Genomic DNA, 18839 nt, shown 5'->3' on the forward strand with positions numbered 1-18839 from the left:
TTGCTTATTTCGCTTTTATTTCATTTGCTGGATCTTTTTCTGGATCAATCGGTTGAATCGAAGGATCACTTTTTGTGTCATAGAAAGGAACGGCATCTGCTAATACCGGTTGAGAGTGGTTTGAATTTAAAGATACGTTTTTAGGTTGAGTAGGCTCCTTAAGTTTAGAAAGGGAAGATGAAGTATCTGGTTGCGGTGAATTCGTCTCATGTAAAGCAGAATTGAACACATCAGATGCACCGCTTGTGGGTTTGAAATAAAGAACAACGGCGATCAAGCCGACTATTACAAGTAGGGAAGCTATAATTTTCATCATTTAAGATCTCTGTTCTTTTGTTTATAGACATCTATATTTATTTTTGATTATTCGAAATAAAGAGACATTTCTTGAATTACATTTCATGTGAAATTTCTATTTCATAAAATGTATAAACATGAGAAAAGCTAAAATATCTTTTCTCGAATAAGCAAAAATACAGTTCTGCCCTTTACGTTTATATTTCTGGCAGAATAAGGTTCAAAAAAGTGCTAAAAAAGCACTATATTCTCATAATAAGCAATTATTATGCCGTTTCCTCCAATAAATAATGAGAAACACATCACATTTAGAGATATAGGCATGTATCACATGAACAACTATAGAAAAATTTAGGAGATGAAGGTTAAAAAGCTGTAAGATGAAAATAGGACCAGCTTAATAAGAATAACTAAAAAATAAATGTTCTTTTTCACTTTATTATTAATTTTTATTAATCTTCACAATTTATCCCTAGTCTGTTTACTCAATGTAACACTGTTGTAACGTTTTGATGAAGTGAGTTCCCAAGCTCATATTTCCTTAGCTATGATGCGATTGCGTTTATGAAATACCTCACTAAAAGGGTATATTCTTTGAAGGATATCGCAATGAAAATGATGAAAACAGCTATCGTTACTGCAAGTGTACTTGCTTCTGCCTCTATTTTTGCACAAAGTGCGGGCGTTAATGCAGGTGCATCTGCTCAAGTCAACGTACAACCAGGTGGTCTTGTTAGTGGCGTAGCCAATACAGTCAAAAATACTGCACATACTGTAGGGAACACAGCAAAACATGCTGGTCACGTAGCTGCTGACACAACCGTTAAAGCTACAAAAAAAACAACAGGTAAAGTAACTGAACTTTCTTCTAAAGCTGCTACTGGCACTAAACATGTAGCAAGTGAAGCTGTAACTGGTACTAAACATTTTGCTACCGAAGCAGCAACAGGTACAAAAAATTTAGCGACTAAGGCTGCGACTGGCACTAAAAACCTAGCAGTTGAAGCTAAAGCAGATACAAAAGCGCATCTTGATGCTGTAAAAACTAAGGTAGCAGAAAAACAAGCTGACCAAAAAGAATTTACTGCTGAAAAACAGGCCGATGCTCAAGCACGTGTAGATGCTGTTAAAGCTCGTGTAGCACAAAATCAAGCTGACCAAAAAGAATTCGTTGCTGACACTAAAGCTGATGCTCAAGCAAAATTAAATGCAGCTCAACCGGCTCATGGAGTTAACGCTCAAACAGGTGTAAACGTTGGTGTTAATGTTGCTGGTATTAATGCAAATGCAAACGTAAATGCAGGCGCTCAAGCGACTACACAAAAAGGCGAAAAGAAATCTTTTATTAAAGGTCTTTTCGGTACTAACTAATTAAGTTAGCAATAAAAAAAGGGCGATTCATCGCCCTTTTTTATTTGTCTAAAATTAACTATTCAGATTGTTTCAGTTAAAACCAAGCCTGCACGTAAACCAATCTTCACATTCGGGTTTGGAAATAAAATCCAGACCTGATCTTGTTCAACTACATAGTTACCAGAAGGTTGAGTCGCAATGATTTCGCCTTTAGTAAAAGTTGAAAAGTTGGGAGCCTCAGCAGATAAATTCATGTGGAACTCTTCATCTTTTTTTATTAAAGAGTCAGATACCTGAAACACACGAATTTTTGGTTTATTCCGCACTGGTAAAGCTTGCTCAGAAACCACGTTACGAATGACTTCATCAATTGAAGCAAATTGACTCAAGTCATTTTGTCCAAATGGCAATGCTTTGCCTAACTCTAAAGTTGCACTCGCCGCCTTAAAATTCTCACTCGTAAAATGGGTAAATGTTTTACCTACCGCATTATGATAAACCAAAGCATCCAAATCAGCTGCTTCAAGACTTGCCGTTAGATCAGCATCATAGCTATGCGTTTGATATGGAAATAAAGCAAATGTTGGTAATAATGAAGCCCGAATTGCTGTGTGCAAATCATAATGATAACGTTTTGCCTGACTCAAACTTTCCTGAAAGAAAGTGGCAACAGTCTGCTCTAAAACCTTAGCACGCTTAGATTCTTCAGTTACAGGCAGATTTTTATACCCACCACAGAACATACGGTTTACATCGTCATGTACATAACGCTTGCCTTGACGCATCGCATAGGGATTGCCCAATACAAGCAATAATCTCACCGCAAGCTTTAAACGCCCAGCAAATAAATCGGTGCAAAGATGAGATAGCAATTCAATTGGTGCCGTTTCATTCCCATGTACTCCAGCTGACAGTACGACAGCTTTGTCGTACTGCGCATGTGGTGTACATTCAAGAAGTCCCTCACCTAACCAACGCCAAGAAAAATTTGCTTGTTTTCCCTCGCGCGTTGCAGGTTGCTCACCTTGTAAGGTTAATGCTAGAAAATCTTGCATGTCACCTCCTCATTATTTTTGGAAAGGATAAACCGAACCTAAACCTAAAATTTTAGTCAGTTCATCAAGTGCCATACGGCTTTCCATGAGTAAATGCGGATCTGCCAAATCTTCTTGTGCTAAACGATCGCGATAGTGTTTATCTACCCACTGATTAAGCGTCATAAACAATTGATCATTCATGAGAACTTTTGGATTTACGGCATTTAATTCGGTTTCATTTAATGCTACACGTAAACGTAAACAAGCCGGACCACCACCGTTACGCATACTTTCACGCAAGTCATAAACCTGAATTGCATCAATTGGTGTACCCATTTGAATCATGTCATTCAAATAGCTCCACACTGCAGCATTTTGGCGAGACTCTTCAGGCACAACAATGGTCATTCCGCCATCTGGACGAGTCAAAATCTGACTATTAAATAAATATGTTGCAACAGCATCGTCCACAGTCACACGGTTTTCAGGCACTTCAATTGAAATAAAGTCTTCACCGATGCTTGCCATTTTCTGACGAATTTCGGCAAATGCCTGATCTTGATTTAAAAATGCATGTTGATGGTGGAATAAAACCTGCTGGTTACTTACCGCAATTACATCATTATGGAAAACACCCTGATCAATCACATCCGGGTTTTGCTGAACAAAAACGGTATGTGCTTCATCTAAACGATGCAAACGTGCAATGGCCTCGCTCGCTTCACGTGTCTGACGTGCAGGATAACGTTTTGGTCCCGGTAAACCATTATTTAAATATTGTTGACCATAAACAAACACCTGAACACCACGTTTAGCATAATCACCACCTAAACGATTGTGATTTGCTGCCCCTTCATCGCCGAATAAAGCCACTTGCGGTAAAGCTTCATGGTGTACAAAGTGACGTTCATTTTTAAAGATCGCTTGTAAAACTTGGCTTGTAGTTTCAGCTTCAATTGAACGGTGAAATTTATTGTTCAGGTTAGCCGCAGTAAAATGCACGCGCTCATCTTGGCTATCAGCCGAAGGTGAAACTGTCGCAGCATTTGCAGTCCACATTGGAGAAGCTGAGCTTAAAGATGACAGTAGCTCTGGTGAATAACGCATTGCTTGAGCCACAACACTAATGTCATCTCCGGTAAAACCTAAACGGCGTAACATCGGAACATGTGGACGCTCATGCGGAGCAAGTACACCTTGTTTCATGCCCATATCAGCCAAAGCTTTCATTTTTAATAAGCCTTGTTTCGCCGCCAATTTTGGGTTAGACAAATTATTGCGGTTTTTGGTCGATGCTTCATTACCAAAAGACAAACCCGCATAGTGATGTGTTGGTCCCACTAAACCATCAAAATTTACTTCATATCCTTTCATTTTTTCTTTCCCTAGTGTTAAGGCAACACAATCCCTGGAGATAATTTTTCTGGCAACGTCAAGCTTTCACTTTCGAGTGAAGCCATTGGCCAAGCACAGTAGTCAGCAGCATAAAATGCACTTGCACGGTGATTACCTGAAGCTCCTACACCACCAAATGGTGCTGCACTCGATGCTCCTGTTAATGGTTTGTTCCAGTTCACAATTCCGGCACGTGCTTCAATGAGTAAGTCATCAAATAGTTCACGTTTTGGAGAAACCAAACCAACTGACAAGCCGAAACGAGTTGCATTGGCAATTTTTAATGCTTCATCAAAACTGTCATAACGCTGAATAGTGGTAAGCGGACCGAAATATTCTTCATCTGGAATACCCGCCACACCTGTTACATCAATAATGCCTGGAGTAAGTAATGAGCTGTCTTCTTGAGGACGTGTCATTGGCAACAAGCTTTTTGCACCCAGCTCAAGCAACTTTTGCTGGGCATTCATCATGTTTGTTGCAGCAGCCGATGAAATTACGCCGCCCATAAATGGTTGTTGCTCATCATTCCAACGACCAACTTTTAAGTTTTTAGCAACCTCAACAAAACGTTGAATAAATGCATCGCCTTGCGCACCATTTTTTACCAAGATACGGCGCGCACATGTACAACGCTGCCCTGCCGAAACAAATGCAGATTGAATAGTGAGGTTAACAACAGCATCCATATTTTCGATTTCATCGATAATCAATGCATTATTGCCACCCATTTCAAGCGCAAGAATTTTCTCAGGAGCACCCGCCATTTGTTTGTGTAGGTGATAACCTGTGTTTGCACTTCCGGTAAATAATAGGCCATCAATTTCATGTGAGGTAGCTAGCGCTTCACCCGTGGTACGACCACCTTGCACCAAATTCATTACACCATTTGGCAAACCGGCTTGTTGCCAAAGTTTTACAGTTTCTTCAGCAGTCCAAGGCGTTAATTCACTTGGTTTGAATACAACTGTGTTACCAGCAAGTAACGCAGGAACAATATGTCCGTTCGGCAAGTGGCCCGGGAAGTTATATGGACCAAAAACTGCAAGTACGCCATGTGGGCGGTGACGTAAAGATGCCACACCATCTGCCATTTCAGTTGAGCTTTCACCTGTACGTTGGTGATAAGCACGAATCGAAATTGCAACCTTGCCAATCATTGACTGAACTTCAGTTAATGTTTCCCAAAAAGGCTTACTGGTTTCTTGGCTAATCACTTCCGCTAAATGCTTTTTATTTTCTTCAAGCAAAGCTGCAAACTTTTCTACAATCGCTACACGCTCAGCAAAAGGTAAACGCGCCCACGCTGGGAATGCTGTACGAGCAGCTTGGCAAGCTTTCTCAACATCACTAGCCGTAGCTTCAGCGCCTGACCATACAGTTTGGTTATCAACCGGGTTAGTTTTTACAAATGTTGTACCGCTGCCTTGTAACCAGACACCGTTTATAAATAAAGAGTTTGACATCAGGATACTTCCATAGGATTTAGTGATAACACACGAACAGCGTGACCTTCTTGTACACCGAGTTTTTCAGCTTGTTCATGCGTTAAATTTAAAGTGTTATCTACGAGATCAAGCTTCAATAACATGGCCCGATAGTCGTGGTAATTATCATTGGCAACAAGGTATTGTGTTTTACCCACTGTTGCCTCATTGGTAATTTTGACGTTTAAGAGTTGACTTTCTTTGACTGCACGCAACTCATCAATATTGGCTTCAATAGTTGGACCCGCATCAAAAATATCGACATACCCTTGATAACGTAAACCTTCTGATTCAAGCACATGATAAGCAGGCAAAGTATGTGGATGCATTTTCCCAATCACTTCTTGCGCATCTTTTGGCAAAAGGTCAACATAGACTGGAAAACGTGGCATCAGCTCGGCAATAAAAACTTTTTGGCCAATACCACTTAAATAGTCTGCAGTTGAGAAATCCATATTAAAAAAATGGTGCCCAATCGCATCCCAAAAAGGTGAACATCCATTTTCATCAGAGTAGCCACGCATTTCCGCAATTAGTTTTTTCTCAAAATATTGCTTAAATGCTGCGATAAACATAAAACGGATTTTCGATAAAAATTTACCGTTTTGATTTTCACGGCGCTCCGGATCTAAAAATAATGTACAGAGCTCACTACTTCCTGTTCTGTCATTACTTAAAAATAAAGTCGGTAATGATTTATAAACGTTTAATGCTTTTGAAGCGTGTACTTGTGTTCCCACATGAAAGTTGTACCAAGGTTCAATTAAACCTACCGCAACCTCAATTGCACTTACACCAATAACACGTTGAGCTTCGGTATCTTCAAGAACAAACAAATATCCCTGTTCACTCTTATGAACATTGCCATTTAAAGTATTGCGAGTACGTGAAATTCGAGCCGAAAGCGTATCCATATTTTGTGGCAAGGAAGTCAGGCCAACACCTGACTTACCTGCTAATTTATAAATATCTTCAAGGTCTCGAAACTCGGCATGACGGACAATCATCATGGCTAGCTTTCCTTTTTTTTATTTAGCCAACTTTGCCAAAGCTCTTTTTAAACGAGCAATCCCTTCATCAATATCTTGTTCAGGAATAATTAGAGAAGGAGTGAAACGAACCACGTTAGGTCCTGCGATTAAAGCGAGTAATCCTTCTTCGCCTGCCCATGTGGTAATGTCTTTCGCTTTACCTGCATATTCAGCTTTTAGTACACAGCCAATCAATAAACCTTGACCACGAATTTCATCAAATACTTGATATTCAGCATTTAAAGTATTTAATGCATCAAGGAAATATTGATGACGGTGTTTCACGCCTTCAAGTACTTCTGGTGTATTAATAAACTCAAAAACTGCACCTGCAACTGCACTTGCTAACGGGTTACCACCGTAAGTTGTACCATGTGTACCGACAGAAAAATGCGGAGCAAACTTATCAGTTGTTAACATTGCACCGACCGGGAAACCACCGCCCAATGCTTTTGCAGTCGTAAGTACATCCGGAATCACACCGTAGTTCATGTAGGCATAAAGTGCACCTGTACGGCCCACACCAGTTTGTACTTCATCAAAAATAAGTAAGGCACCGAACTGATCACACAGTTCACGTAAACCTTTTAAAAATTCGATATCAGCAGGAATAACCCCACCCTCACCTTGTACAGGCTCTACAATTACTGCACAAGTTTGTTCATTTATGACTGCTTTAGCCGCTTCTAAATCATTATAAGCAACATGGCTAATACCGTTTGGAAGTGGTGCAAAGTCTTGTGAATATTTTGGTTGGCCACCTGCCGAAACGGTAAATAAAGTACGGCCGTGGAAAGCATTGTTAAATGCCACAATGCCACTTTTACCTGCAACACCGCTGTCGAGTCCAACTTTACGCGCAAGTTTTAAAGCTGCTTCATTCGCTTCTGCACCTGAGTTACAGAAGAAAACCTTGTCTGCAAATGTATTTTCAGTGAGTTGTTTTGCAAGGCGTAGAACGGGTTCATTTGTATAACCGTTACCGACATGCCAAAGTTTTTTTGCTTGTTCTGTTAACGCATTGACTGCCACTGGATGCGCATGACCTAATGCATTTACTGCAATCCCGCCTGCAAAATCGATATATTCTTTATTTTCTTGATCCCAGATACGTGAACCTTCACCACGTACCGGAATGAAATTTGCCGGTGCAAATACTGGAACCATCCAGTCATTAAAGTTGCTTCGAGTTACAGAAATTGGCTGTTCCATGCTTACCTCAGTATCTATTTAATTTATTTAATCTGTCTTACTGTCTTTAATTTAATTCATTTAGAAAAAGGGACCGAACAAATAACCCTATAACATCCTTTATATTTGCTCGGTCCACCTTTCCTAAAAGGTAGTTTCCTCAGATTAGCCTGGGAAAATACCGCGTTCTTTACGAGCTTTTAAGATACGCTCACATGCCAAGATGTAAGCTGCTGTACGTAAAGTACAAGCATTCTTGTTCGCTGTATTCCAAACGTCATCCATTGCTTGAACCATCAACTTGTCTAAACGCTCGTTGATTTCTTCTTCGCTCCAGAAGTAGCTCGCCATGTCTTGAACCCATTCGAAGTAACTTACAGTTACACCGCCGGCGTTACATACCACGTCAGGAACTACAACAATGCCGCGCTCAACCAATACATCTTCAGCTTTAGGATAAGTCGGGCCGTTCGCGCCTTCTAAAATCAACTTAGCTTTAAGTTTTTCAGCACGCTCAACTGTAATTTGGCCTTCTAATGCAGCAGGAATAATGATGTCTACTTCTGCAGTCCAGAAATCTTCATCTGCAATTGCTTGTGCACCAGCAAAACCACCAACACCTTGGTTTGCATTTACGTGATCACGTAGCGCAACAAGATCAATACCATCAGCATTGAAAATTGTGCCAGTGTGGTCTTGAACGTGAGTGATTTTTGCTTTTGATTCAACAAATAAGAAAGCAGCTTCACTACCTACGTTACCAAAACCTTGAACAGCAACTTTCGCGCCTTCAATTGGTAAGTTGATTTTTGCAGCAACTTCACGACCAGTAACGAATACACCGCGACCAGTTGCTTTCACACGACCTAAAGAACCGCCTAAGTGAACTGGTTTACCAGTTACAACACCCGTCACTGTGTGACCTTGGCTAGTAGAGTAAGTATCCATCATCCAACCCATAATATTGGCATTTGTACCAACGTCTGGAGCAGGAATATCTTTTTGAGGTCCGATAATGTGACCAATTTCAGTCGTATAACGGCGAGTTAAACGCTCTAATTCACGATTTGATAATTTACGTGGGTCAACACGGATACCACCTTTTGCACCACCAAATGGCAAGTTCAAAACAGCAGTTTTAATTGTCATCCATGCAGACAATGCCATCACTTCATTTAAGTCAACATTTGGATGGTAACGAACACCACCTTTACCAGGACCACGAGACAAGTTGTGTTGTACACGGTAGCCTTCAAAGTGCTGGATTGAACCGTCGTCCATGACAATTGGCACGTCCACAATAAGCGCACGCTTAGGACGTTTTAATGTATCGATATAATCAGCTAAATGTTCTAAGTATGGCGCTACACGGTCAATTTGAGCCAAGTAAGTTTGCCATGCATCGCTATGTTCGTTTACGTATGAAAGATCTGACATCTTTTTTCCTATCTACCTACACAGACTCAGATGTGATAAATCTGCAGTCTTTATTATTCAGCAACCAAAACCTTGCAATAACAATGTTTTGATTTATTTATAAAATCTTCAGCTCTTCTAAAGCTTTAGACCTTTTAAATTCCATCTTTTGATATCAAAAGTACGATTTACTTTTATATATCGATATCTTTTACAATATTCTTTTGCCTCATCTGCCGTTTATAAAAAGTCTTTATAAAAGCAAAAGTTCCACCGCAACCAACTCAAATAAGTCGACTGGAAATAAGTACAAAAGAGGTGACATAACCGTTTGGGAGTTAAAAAGAACTAGGGTTCATGAAACAAAAAAAACCATAAGTCCCTAAAATTATTTTTGACTAATCGATAGATCCCTCCATTAGTCTTTTTAAATAAAAATTGTTCAGTAATACTGCAAGTTTCACATCACTACTCAAGCGAGTTAATCAAGCCTTCATATAGACATAAAATCTTTAAGTAAATATAGCACAGAGCAAGTTAATTTAGAACATTTTAAAATAAACAAGCAGAGAAAAAATAATCAATTTTCTCTATTTTTTATAATAAAAAAGTAACCGAACCTAAAAAAACACTCCACTATAATAATTTTATTTTATGGGAATTAAAAAAATATTAAAATTAAAAATGATTAAAAAATTACCATTTAATAACAACAACTTAATTAACAAAAAATTTCAAAAAATTCTTAAAATTTCTATAAATTTTCATAATATTTATTCAGTTTCTCTAATTCAAAACAAAGATATATAAATATTTAAATAATCTCTTTATTAAATAACCATGATAAACATATACTTATTTAAAAACTTATAATAATTAGATATTAATAATATTCCGACAAGTGGTTAATTTATGTATCAATATTTGCTTTTATTATCAAAACAAAAAAAACATTTTCAAAAAAAATATATAAAACTCACTTTAAAGCTCAAGTTACGCCCATGAAAAAAGGCCCCATAAGGAGCCTTCAATCAACACAACCAAGTAAGCAAAAGACTTAGTTTTGAGCTATATCTTTTTTACGATAAAAGATGAAATAGCTGACATAGCATAGCAAGATAAAAATAATGCAGCAGATAAAGCCCACTTGCATAGAAGGATCAAATACCATACTGATACAAGTAACTATACAGAATAGCCCGCCTACAATTGGAGTAAGAGGAAAAAGTGGTGCAGCGAAACGTAGATCTTTTACTGTTTTTCCTGACTTATACCACTGTCTACGGAAGTTAAATTGCGAAATACAAATTGCAATCCAAACAACAACCATTGTAAAAGCAGCAACACCCAACAAATTTTTAAAAATTGTTTCTGGCGCAAATTGTTCTGAAAGCAACCCCGGAATAGCACCAAACATTGTCACAATAATGGCAATAATAGGTGTTCCAGACGGCGTGAGTTTCGCAAAAATTTTAGGTAATTGATTTTTTGCTGAAAGCGACCACATCATACGTGATGCAGCAAATAGACCCGAGTTAGCAGCTGATAGTAAAGCTGTAATAATTACAAAACGGATAATATCCTCTGCATATGGAATACCAATGTAATTAAATACAGTCACAAATGGGCTACTGCTCACATCATTTGCACTAAGACCTGCTAGGTGGTATGGCAATAGTGAACTAATCACTACAATCGTACCAACAAAGAAAATCAATAAGCGCCAAATAGCCGCATTAATTGCCTTAGGGACTGTTTTTGCTGGATTCTCAGCTTCGCCAGCCGCCACCCCAATTAATTCTGTGCCAGAAAATGCAAAGTTAACGATAAGCATAGTGGCAAAAATTGGGAAAAGACCATTTGGGAACCAACCATGAGCAGTCAAATTACTGAACAATGGTGCTGTTTCATGCCCCTGATAAGGAATAAAGCCGAAAATTGCAAGCAGCCCCAAACCAATAAAACAGATAATGGTGATTACTTTTACAAGCGCCAGCCAAAATTCAGACTCTGCAAATAAGCGAGTTGAACTTACATTAAGAAAGAAAACCAAGGCGCCAAAGAAAAGAGTCCAAGCCCATACCGAAGTAGATGGAAACCACTCCTGAACCAACAAGGCCGCAGCGGTAAACTCAGTCCCCAAAGTTGCAGTCCAAGTCAACCAATATAGCCAAGTAATCATATACCCCGTACCTGGGCCGATATAACGCCGTGCGTATTCACCAAAAGAGCCAGACTCAGGGACATGAACCGCTAGCTCACCGAGACACAGCATAACGGTATAGGCAATTAGACCGCCCAAGAAATAAGAGATAATTGCGCCAATTGGACCTGCTTGAGAGATTACGTCGCCAGACCCAAGAAAAAGACCTGTACCTATGGCACCGCCAAGGGAGATCATCACCAAATGTCGAGTACTCATTGCTCGTTTCAAAGGTGCAGAACTTCCATGTTGCGATGCATCATTATTCCGATAATTTAATGATTGCATATAAAAAACTGTAACGACAATTTAGTAAAAAATCATTTTAGGATAAAAAAATAAATATGCAATTATCTTTGAATAGTGAAGTTATTTTAAGCAATCTTTTGCCAATCAAATAAAATATATTTTAAAAACAATCAATTAATAATTATTGGGGTAATTATTGTATTTTAATTAATCTTGCATCATTTCTTTAATTTATATAAATTAAAAAATCATACTTTTTAAAATATAATAATTTTTCACTTAATTCACTATGCCTAATTTTAGCTCTAGCTTTATTTAAAAATTAGACACACTATTTATTTAAATAATGACTTTTAATTTTATATACAAATAAATTGATAAAAAAATATTTTTTAAGCAAAAAATAAAGCTCAAATCTTAAGATTTGAGCTTTATTTAATCGAGGAAATAACTTAGTAACTGGTCAATACAAACTGTTGAGATGGCTGAATGGAACTTTCAACGTAATCACATACACCTTGTTTATCACAATTTAAATTTAATTGCTTATAGCTTAACGCAAAGAAATCAGAATATTGTTTAATGACAAACGGACTCATATCCGAAGTGAGTGCATCACCCTGTTTAAACAATTTAATAATTTTTCGGTCATTCATCCCTAACAAATAAAGTTCATTATTTAATTCAATCTGAACAACCCCAGTGTGTCCTGCCACAATCGGAATCAAATATGATGGGTTTGCCAACACTACATCTACAGCATAGGTTTCAAGCTTTAGATTAATCAAATTAAATACCAGTATTGCATCAAATTGATTTTTAAAACCTTTTTTAGGGTTTTTAGCTTGCTGGCTATACTGAATTTTAATTCCAAGCTTCTGAAAATCTTGTTCTGTAGCTTGCTTTGTTTTAATAAGACTACGTGTGACCGCTTGCTTAAGTGGATTGTCTAAATAACGTTCATCTAACTGAAAGTCATTTTGACGCAATATTTTCAATAACATGCTGTCATGGTATGTCAGCACATTTGCAAGAACATTACGATAATAGAACTTGCTTTGTTTTTTGATTTTGCGAACTTGTTGATAGAAATACGTTTCATCAAATTCATGCTCAATAAAATCATGTAAAAGGCTTGAGCTTGCCAATACAGATAAAGCTTCATGTCCTGTAAAAGGCAAATGAATTGTATGCAAACTTGGTAAGATCTCTTTTATTTTTAAGTAATGTTCGCGATCAATTGAAAAGTAAGGGTCATAAACAATAATGTATTCACGACTTGCATCTACATCTTGCGGCTGAATTTGCATGTCATTATTCGCGACAGCATCGAAGAACTCAGCATAGCGTCGGTCTCCAACTTGTTCAGGGTCAATTGAATACTGAGGCACAAATGCAATGATTCGATTCATATTTAATAAATTCGAATATTTAATTGCTGCATAGCCACCCATTGAGCCGCCATAACCTACAATATTTTTAAAACGCTGAATAATAGGCAAAATGACTTTTGCTAGCTCAACCATACTGGCCTTTGGGAACCATGATTTTTGTTTTGGCATCACCCCAATAACATTGTATTGGTACTTTATTAGAGACTTTTCAGCATTGATAGATAAGCCACTCGCCCGGGTAATCAAATCGCCAAAAGAGAGAACTAATGTATTAGAATCGCCTTGTAAAAAAATGGCTCTAATGTGTTCGTCTTCAAAAATAATTTGCTTATCCATGCTCACACCGAAAGAAAATTTACTCCCACATACATCGTCAAAAATGAAACAAAATAGGTGTTTTGCCAATTTATGATTGCGGAGTATCTTATTTTATAGATGCCAGTCAGATTAAAAAGCGCAAAATATGACACAATCCTTACATCCTGCCGCTCAAAAAGGCTTCAGCTCTGCTGCTGAGCTTTATCAGCAAGTTAGACCAAATTATCCCGTAGAAATAGTAAGTTGGCTACAAGATCGGCTCCAGATCCATGAAAATTCTACTGTTATCGATCTTGGATCGGGTACTGGCAAATTCTTACCTTACTTAAAACAGACACATGCCAATATTACTGCAGTAGAGCCAATTGGCGAGATGTTACAACAGCTTCAGCAAGCCTATCCTGATATTAAAACTTTACAAGCCTTTAGCCACAATATTCCGGTAAATGACCAACAGATTGATGCTGTCATTTGTGCCCAATCTTTTCATTGGTTTGACAACATAGAAACATTGACCGAAATCCATCGAGTATTACAACCTCAAGGACATTTAGGACTTGTTTGGAACCAGCGCGATGAAAGTACAGACTGGGTAAAAGCCTTAGCGGATTTTCTACTACCACTTGAAGGTGATACACCTCGTTACCATAGTGAAAGGTGGAAAAAGGTTTTTGAAGAGCAAGATTTATTTACTTTTGACAATTTAAATACTTTTTCGCAATCGCAGCATGGTACTGTCGAACAAGTGGTGAGTAAGCGGTTACTTTCAACAAGTTTTATTGCGGCAATGACTGAAAAAGATCAACTACAGCTCAAAGCTCAGTTTGAAAAAATTGTTTATGATTTTACTGGGTTAGGCCCACAAGATCAGATTGATTTTCCATATGTCACATATGCATATCATTTTCAAAAAAGTACGTCGTCAAATCATAGAGAATAGGTTCGGTTGAAAGCTATGTTAAAAAAAACGCCTCATATCATCTTAATGTCTTTGCTCAGCTCTAGCCTATTATTGACGGCTTGTAAAAAAGCAGATGAGCCAGCAAAGACTGAACAATCTCATACAAGTTCATCTACCGATCAGGTCTTAGAAAAACTCAATGAAAGACCAGTGAAGAAATTCCCAGCTACTGCGGATGACGCTCATGATATTGCACTACTAGAAGATTACGATCACCGCTTTACTGAAATGAGTGATGAAATGGAAACTGAGCTAGAAAAAATGCATGAGGCAGGTACGCTCACCACAGAATTTGAACAAAAACGTACGCTTGATAATGTGCGCTCAGCATTGACCATGCTAAAAGACCTCGATTTAAAAACTGAACAAGGTCGTTATATTCAGGGCTTACTCTATCAATATTGGGAAAACCAAGAAAAGAACTTTAGTGATAAGCAGGCAAGTAAAGATGAGCAGGTCAAACAGCTTGCTGACTATTTACAAGCACAAAATCAGTTAAAGTACTGGAAAGCCTCACAGCAGCATTAATTTAACTGCATGCAATAAAAAGCCTTCTTATAAAGAAGGCTTTTTTAATTTAAATATTTTGTTTTTCAACCCAGTGAATGGATTGAACACGGAAGAGTTCACATGCACCATCGCCGGTATCAGTTGGGGTCAAAGATGACTTCCAAACTAAATCTTTATCTTTGATTTCAACCAGATCACCTTTTAAATAAACCAAATCACCACGTTTAACTTGCTTAATTTGTTGGGCGATTTCAGGGTTTGCAGGAATAATGTGCATATTCGATACCATCTGCATCGCTTGCTCAGCTGGTACAGGTAGTTTTGCTATTTTCCAGTTTAAATAGCGGTCATATTGTTTCACTGAAATATGTCGTGCGATTTCAGGTTGAGCAAATAAACCCCAACTTACCGCATAATCAATCGGTGAAAATTTGGCTTGCTCATCATTGTGATAAATTTTTGAACCTAAAATCCTAAAATTTCCCTGAAATGGTTGTAATACAGAAATTGATTGATCTTTTTCAACTGGAAGCAAGCCATTGGCAATATTGTATTCACTCGAGGTTGATGCAAATGCTGAACCCATGCCTAAAGTCGCCAGCAAAGCTATCATCAAACGTTGTTTTTTCATCGCTTTATACCTCAAATATTGCTAGATCAAATTCATTAGATCTTCGTTTTATGGTAGCTCTAAGGTATGAAAAAAATATCGGAATTTAGTAACAATACAGATCAATTTCGTCTATTTTTGTGCCTAATTAAATAGATTATTAATCTTCAAAATCTATTCTTAAAGTTTCAAAGCGAACTTTCCCTTCCTTAATTGCCTGAGCAATTGCTTGCTGCCCTTTTGTTAAACGTGCCCCTCCACTTTTGACATCTAGCAAAATAATTTGAATATCATCGGCAGTTCCGTCTCCATCTCGAAAATCGGTATAGCCATCGAAAATAATATAATCAACCGGGTCGCCCATAAACTTGGCATCACTTGGCAAATACTGAAATTCCGGCAAGACTGGCGCAAATTGTTCTGCCATTTTTCCTTTTAATACGGCGCGGCTCGTATTTACACTTCTCTTTTGTGCTTGGGCAAGGGCTTGTTGATGCTCAAGCTCCAACTCGGCAATATATTGCTCGTATTCAGCCTTGATTCGGCCATTACGGGTATTTGATAAAATGAGCGTCGTGATAATAATACCAATACCAGCACCAATAAGCATGGCCAGCCATACGGACATAAAATTTTCCTTAACAAATATACATCATCGCGATAGATGAGCAATCATATCTAAAATTAGGGAGTAGCTTAAACTTTTGTCAAAGGCAGTCATCTACTTCACATAAAAAGATGCTAAGGTATAAGTAGAACAAGTGTGCTGCTGAATATAACTGAATTTATGAAAACGATACTTATTGCAAATCAAAAGGGCGGATGCGGAAAAACCATGACAGCCATTACGTTGGCAACAGCTTTGGCACAAAAAGGATATAAAGTAGCATTGGCAGATTCTGACAACCAGAAATCTTCCTTACAATGGTTAAAGCAACGTCCAGATAACGTAGCTGTAATTCAAAGCCTCGACTGGCGTCAAGAAAAATCAATTGGTGATGCACCTAAAAATTTAGACTATTTAATTATTGATGCACCGGGTGCCCTTTCAGGTGATCATGCTGAACAATTAGTCAGCGAAGCCCATGCGATTATTACTCCACTTCAGCCTTCATTTTTCGATATCGACAGTACACGACGTTTTCTCAAGCATTTGCAGGATATTAAACGTATTCGTAAAGGTAAAGTACAAATTTTACTACTTGCAAACCGAGTTAAACCGAACAGCGCCAGCTCAAAAGATATTCAGCAATTTTTTGAAAAAATCGAACATGAACCTATCGCATGGATTGCAGAGCGTAGTGCTTATGGCAGTTTAGCAATGCAAGGTTTAAGTGTATTTGATAAACCACAAAAGAACTTTATTGCAATTCAAAGCCAATGGCAGCCTCTTTTAAATAAACTGATTGAAGATAAATCTGAATGGTTCTAAAACCATCTCTCTATTTTAGGTGGGCAAGATGCAGAAATGAGCACGCCTGCCTAAAATTTGTCTCAGGTCATTTTTCAGTTAATATGACCTTATTCTATTTTAAAAATTAGAGAATTTTGTTCGTGCATCCATACGCTCCTACTTTACAGCGCGTTTTATTGTTTGGGCTGTTTTTTATCCTGATCTTTTTAGGATTTAACATCCTGAAGTACTTTATTGTACCTGTACTTTGGGCTGCCATTATTGCCTACATGACTTGGCCGATTTATTTAAGAATTCAGCATTTTTTTGGTGAAAACCGAAATAATTTAAATGCTACAGTTATGATTAGCTTAGTCATTTTAATAGTTGGTGTGCCATTTACATGTGCTATTTTTATTCTACAACATGAAGGTCGCAACCTTTATTTTGATTTACAGCGTCAAGTCTTTTCAGGTCATTTAAGCGTTCCCGATTTTATTCGTAATCTTCCGTTTATTGGTAAAGAAATATCTCGCACACTCAACGAAATTAACACAGACCCTAATAGTACTATTCAGAATATTGCAGCTTGGGTACAAAGCCATTTAAGTTATGGGCGTGTGTTATTAAATGAAATTAGTAAAAATATCGTCAAACTTTGTTTTGCGATTTTAAGTCTTTTCTTCTTTTATCGTGATGGCCACACGATCTTAACCCAAGTGAGTAAAGCCTTGGAAATGGTGATTGGGCCACGTATTCATCATTATCTCGACACAATTTCAGAAACCACACGTGCCGTTGTGTATGGTGTGGGTTTAACTGCAATTGCTCAAGCTGTACTTGCTGGATTAAGTTATTTCGTCGCTGGTGTACCTAATCCAATGGTTCTCACCATTGCAACGTTCTTATTAGCCCTAATTCCGTTTGGTACTCCTGTTTCCTACTTAGGCGTTGGACTATGGTTGTTCTCTCAAGGTCAAACCATGGAAGCTATTGGCGTCATCTTATGGGGTGTGCTGATTGTAAGTAGTTCAGACAACGTGATCCGTCCACTTGTAATCTCTGGTGCGACTCAAATTCCGTTTTTATTGATTATGTTCGGTGTATTGGGTGGAATTGCAAGTTTTGGTTTAGTTGGTCTATTTATTGGCCCTGTTATTTTAGCTGTTTTATTAGCAATTTGGCGTGAATGGCTTCACGAGACAATTGACCCTGAACCCATGCCAAAAACGACCATGATTTATGATTCAGATGATGATTTACCACCATCTAAAAACTAAGCTAATGATTTAAAAATATTTCAAGATACAAAGTGACTATTTAAATTAACTTGTAGGGTTCACGCACCTTTGCTTGAATAAAAAAATCAGATTTATAGTTATAAGGATATCTATAATGCCAGTATTTAATAAAATTGGTGCAGTATGTGCACTGACAGCTTTATTAACGGTCGGTTGTAGCACGGTAAGTAAGACTGTATCTGATACAGCCCATGCACTTACCACAATGCATACTAAAAAAGTGGTGGATGTTAATGAAGTGACAGCTAATGGTATAGGTAAAAAAATTGGTACGATCAGCTTTCAAGATAGTGATAAGGGCTTAATCATTACCCCTGCTTTAGCAGATTTACCAAGTGGTACTCGCGGTTTCCACATTCATGAAAATCCATCTTGTGCCCCTGCTGTTAAAGATGGAAAACCAGGCGCTGCTTTAGCTGCTGGTAGCCACTATAACCCTAACCAAGCCCCACATCATGGTACGCCAACTACCGGGCATTTAGGCGATTTACCAGCATTAGTCGTTGACAATACTGGTGTAGCTACAACTGCTGTTATTGCACCACGTTTAAAACTTGCTGACATTCAAGGTCGCGCTATCATGATCCATGCTGGTGGTGATAACTATTCAGATTCTCCTTTGCCTCTAGGTGGTGGCGGAGCGCGAATTGCATGTGGCGTAATCAAATAATTGCTATTTTCAAATTGTGGGTA

General features: G+C 38.1%; 17 protein-coding genes. 6 read left to right on the forward strand and 11 right to left on the reverse strand.

The annotated features are described in order from the left end of the window. Nucleotides 1–4: 4 nt before the first annotated feature. Nucleotides 5–313, reverse strand: coding sequence for a hypothetical protein (locus NQ782_RS05725; protein ID WP_086231002.1), 309 nt, complete (start codon nucleotides 311–313; stop codon nucleotides 5–7). A 593-nt stretch (nucleotides 314–906) separates the two neighbouring features. On the opposite strand from NQ782_RS05725, the gene NQ782_RS05730 reads away from it, so the two are divergent. Beyond that, complete coding sequence (locus NQ782_RS05730; protein WP_002133675.1) at nucleotides 907–1668, forward strand: hypothetical protein; 762 nt, start codon at nucleotides 907–909, stop codon at nucleotides 1666–1668. Between the two features lie 62 nt (nucleotides 1669–1730). Here NQ782_RS05730 and astE read toward each other — a convergent pair whose 3' ends face one another. The 8 genes from astE to NQ782_RS05770 form a co-directional block, all read right to left on the reverse strand. Further along, a complete protein-coding gene (astE, locus tag NQ782_RS05735; protein WP_001150823.1) occupies nucleotides 1731–2705 on the reverse strand; it encodes a succinylglutamate desuccinylase in 975 nt (324 codons plus the stop codon). Between the two features lie 12 nt (nucleotides 2706–2717). Next, a complete protein-coding gene (gene astB, locus NQ782_RS05740; protein WP_000679452.1) occupies nucleotides 2718–4061 on the reverse strand; it encodes an N-succinylarginine dihydrolase in 1344 nt (447 codons plus the stop codon). A 17-nt stretch (nucleotides 4062–4078) separates the two neighbouring features. Beyond that, the gene (gene astD / locus NQ782_RS05745; protein ID WP_049068347.1) at nucleotides 4079–5548 is read right to left on the reverse strand and encodes a succinylglutamate-semialdehyde dehydrogenase; all 1470 of its coding nucleotides are present in this window, start codon (nucleotides 5546–5548) and stop codon (nucleotides 4079–4081) included. After that, nucleotides 5548–6579, reverse strand: a complete 1032-nt coding sequence (astA, locus tag NQ782_RS05750; protein WP_000973732.1) for an arginine N-succinyltransferase — start codon at nucleotides 6577–6579, stop codon at nucleotides 5548–5550. The genes astD and astA overlap by 1 nt, the downstream gene beginning before the upstream one ends. Before the next feature lie 18 nt (nucleotides 6580–6597). Beyond that, the gene (locus tag NQ782_RS05755; protein WP_000437496.1) at nucleotides 6598–7812 is read right to left on the reverse strand and encodes an aspartate aminotransferase family protein; all 1215 of its coding nucleotides are present in this window, start codon (nucleotides 7810–7812) and stop codon (nucleotides 6598–6600) included. A gap of 144 nt (nucleotides 7813–7956) precedes the next feature. Continuing rightward, on the reverse strand, nucleotides 7957–9228 hold the full coding sequence (locus NQ782_RS05760; RefSeq protein ID WP_001281781.1) for a Glu/Leu/Phe/Val dehydrogenase: 1272 nt from the start codon (nucleotides 9226–9228) through the stop codon (nucleotides 7957–7959). Nucleotides 9229–10264: 1036 nt separating this feature from the next. Continuing rightward, complete coding sequence (locus NQ782_RS05765; RefSeq protein ID WP_001191140.1) at nucleotides 10265–11698, reverse strand: amino acid permease; 1434 nt, start codon at nucleotides 11696–11698, stop codon at nucleotides 10265–10267. A 413-nt stretch (nucleotides 11699–12111) separates the two neighbouring features. Continuing rightward, entirely contained in the window at nucleotides 12112–13389 is a 1278-nt protein-coding gene (locus tag NQ782_RS05770; RefSeq protein ID WP_057093185.1) for a hypothetical protein, read from the reverse strand. 127 nt (nucleotides 13390–13516) lie between these two features. Between NQ782_RS05770 and NQ782_RS05775 the strand changes: the two genes are divergently transcribed. Both NQ782_RS05775 and NQ782_RS05780 read left to right on the forward strand, forming a co-directional pair. Further along, nucleotides 13517–14311, forward strand: a complete 795-nt coding sequence (locus NQ782_RS05775) for a class I SAM-dependent methyltransferase (RefSeq protein ID WP_057093186.1) — start codon at nucleotides 13517–13519, stop codon at nucleotides 14309–14311. Nucleotides 14312–14326: 15 nt separating this feature from the next. Then, the gene (locus NQ782_RS05780; protein WP_000915015.1) at nucleotides 14327–14860 is read left to right on the forward strand and encodes a hypothetical protein; all 534 of its coding nucleotides are present in this window, start codon (nucleotides 14327–14329) and stop codon (nucleotides 14858–14860) included. Between the two features lie 49 nt (nucleotides 14861–14909). Here NQ782_RS05780 and NQ782_RS05785 read toward each other — a convergent pair whose 3' ends face one another. Together NQ782_RS05785 and NQ782_RS05790 are read right to left on the reverse strand one after the other, a co-directional pair. Continuing rightward, nucleotides 14910–15473, reverse strand: a complete 564-nt coding sequence (locus NQ782_RS05785; protein ID WP_000744750.1) for a hypothetical protein — start codon at nucleotides 15471–15473, stop codon at nucleotides 14910–14912. A 139-nt stretch (nucleotides 15474–15612) separates the two neighbouring features. After that, entirely contained in the window at nucleotides 15613–16080 is a 468-nt protein-coding gene (locus tag NQ782_RS05790) for a Holliday junction resolvase-like protein (protein WP_000118035.1), read from the reverse strand. A 159-nt stretch (nucleotides 16081–16239) separates the two neighbouring features. Here NQ782_RS05790 and NQ782_RS05795 point away from each other — a divergent pair, with 159 nt between their 5' ends. The 3 genes from NQ782_RS05795 to sodC all read left to right on the forward strand — a co-directional run bounded on the left by NQ782_RS05795 (nucleotide 16240) and on the right by sodC (nucleotide 18816). After that, the gene (locus NQ782_RS05795) at nucleotides 16240–16884 is read left to right on the forward strand and encodes a ParA family protein (RefSeq protein WP_000849145.1); all 645 of its coding nucleotides are present in this window, start codon (nucleotides 16240–16242) and stop codon (nucleotides 16882–16884) included. 122 nt (nucleotides 16885–17006) lie between these two features. Then, the gene (locus NQ782_RS05800) at nucleotides 17007–18125 is read left to right on the forward strand and encodes an AI-2E family transporter (protein WP_000553809.1); all 1119 of its coding nucleotides are present in this window, start codon (nucleotides 17007–17009) and stop codon (nucleotides 18123–18125) included. Nucleotides 18126–18240: 115 nt separating this feature from the next. Then, nucleotides 18241–18816: a superoxide dismutase family protein gene (sodC, locus tag NQ782_RS05805; RefSeq protein WP_001143885.1), complete on the forward strand. Its 576-nt coding sequence runs from the start codon at nucleotides 18241–18243 to the stop codon at nucleotides 18814–18816. Nucleotides 18817–18839: the final 23 nt, after the last annotated feature.

This window comes from Acinetobacter sp. BD54, from assembly GCF_044778325.1.
Lineage (GTDB): Bacteria > Pseudomonadota > Gammaproteobacteria > Pseudomonadales > Moraxellaceae > Acinetobacter > Acinetobacter baumannii.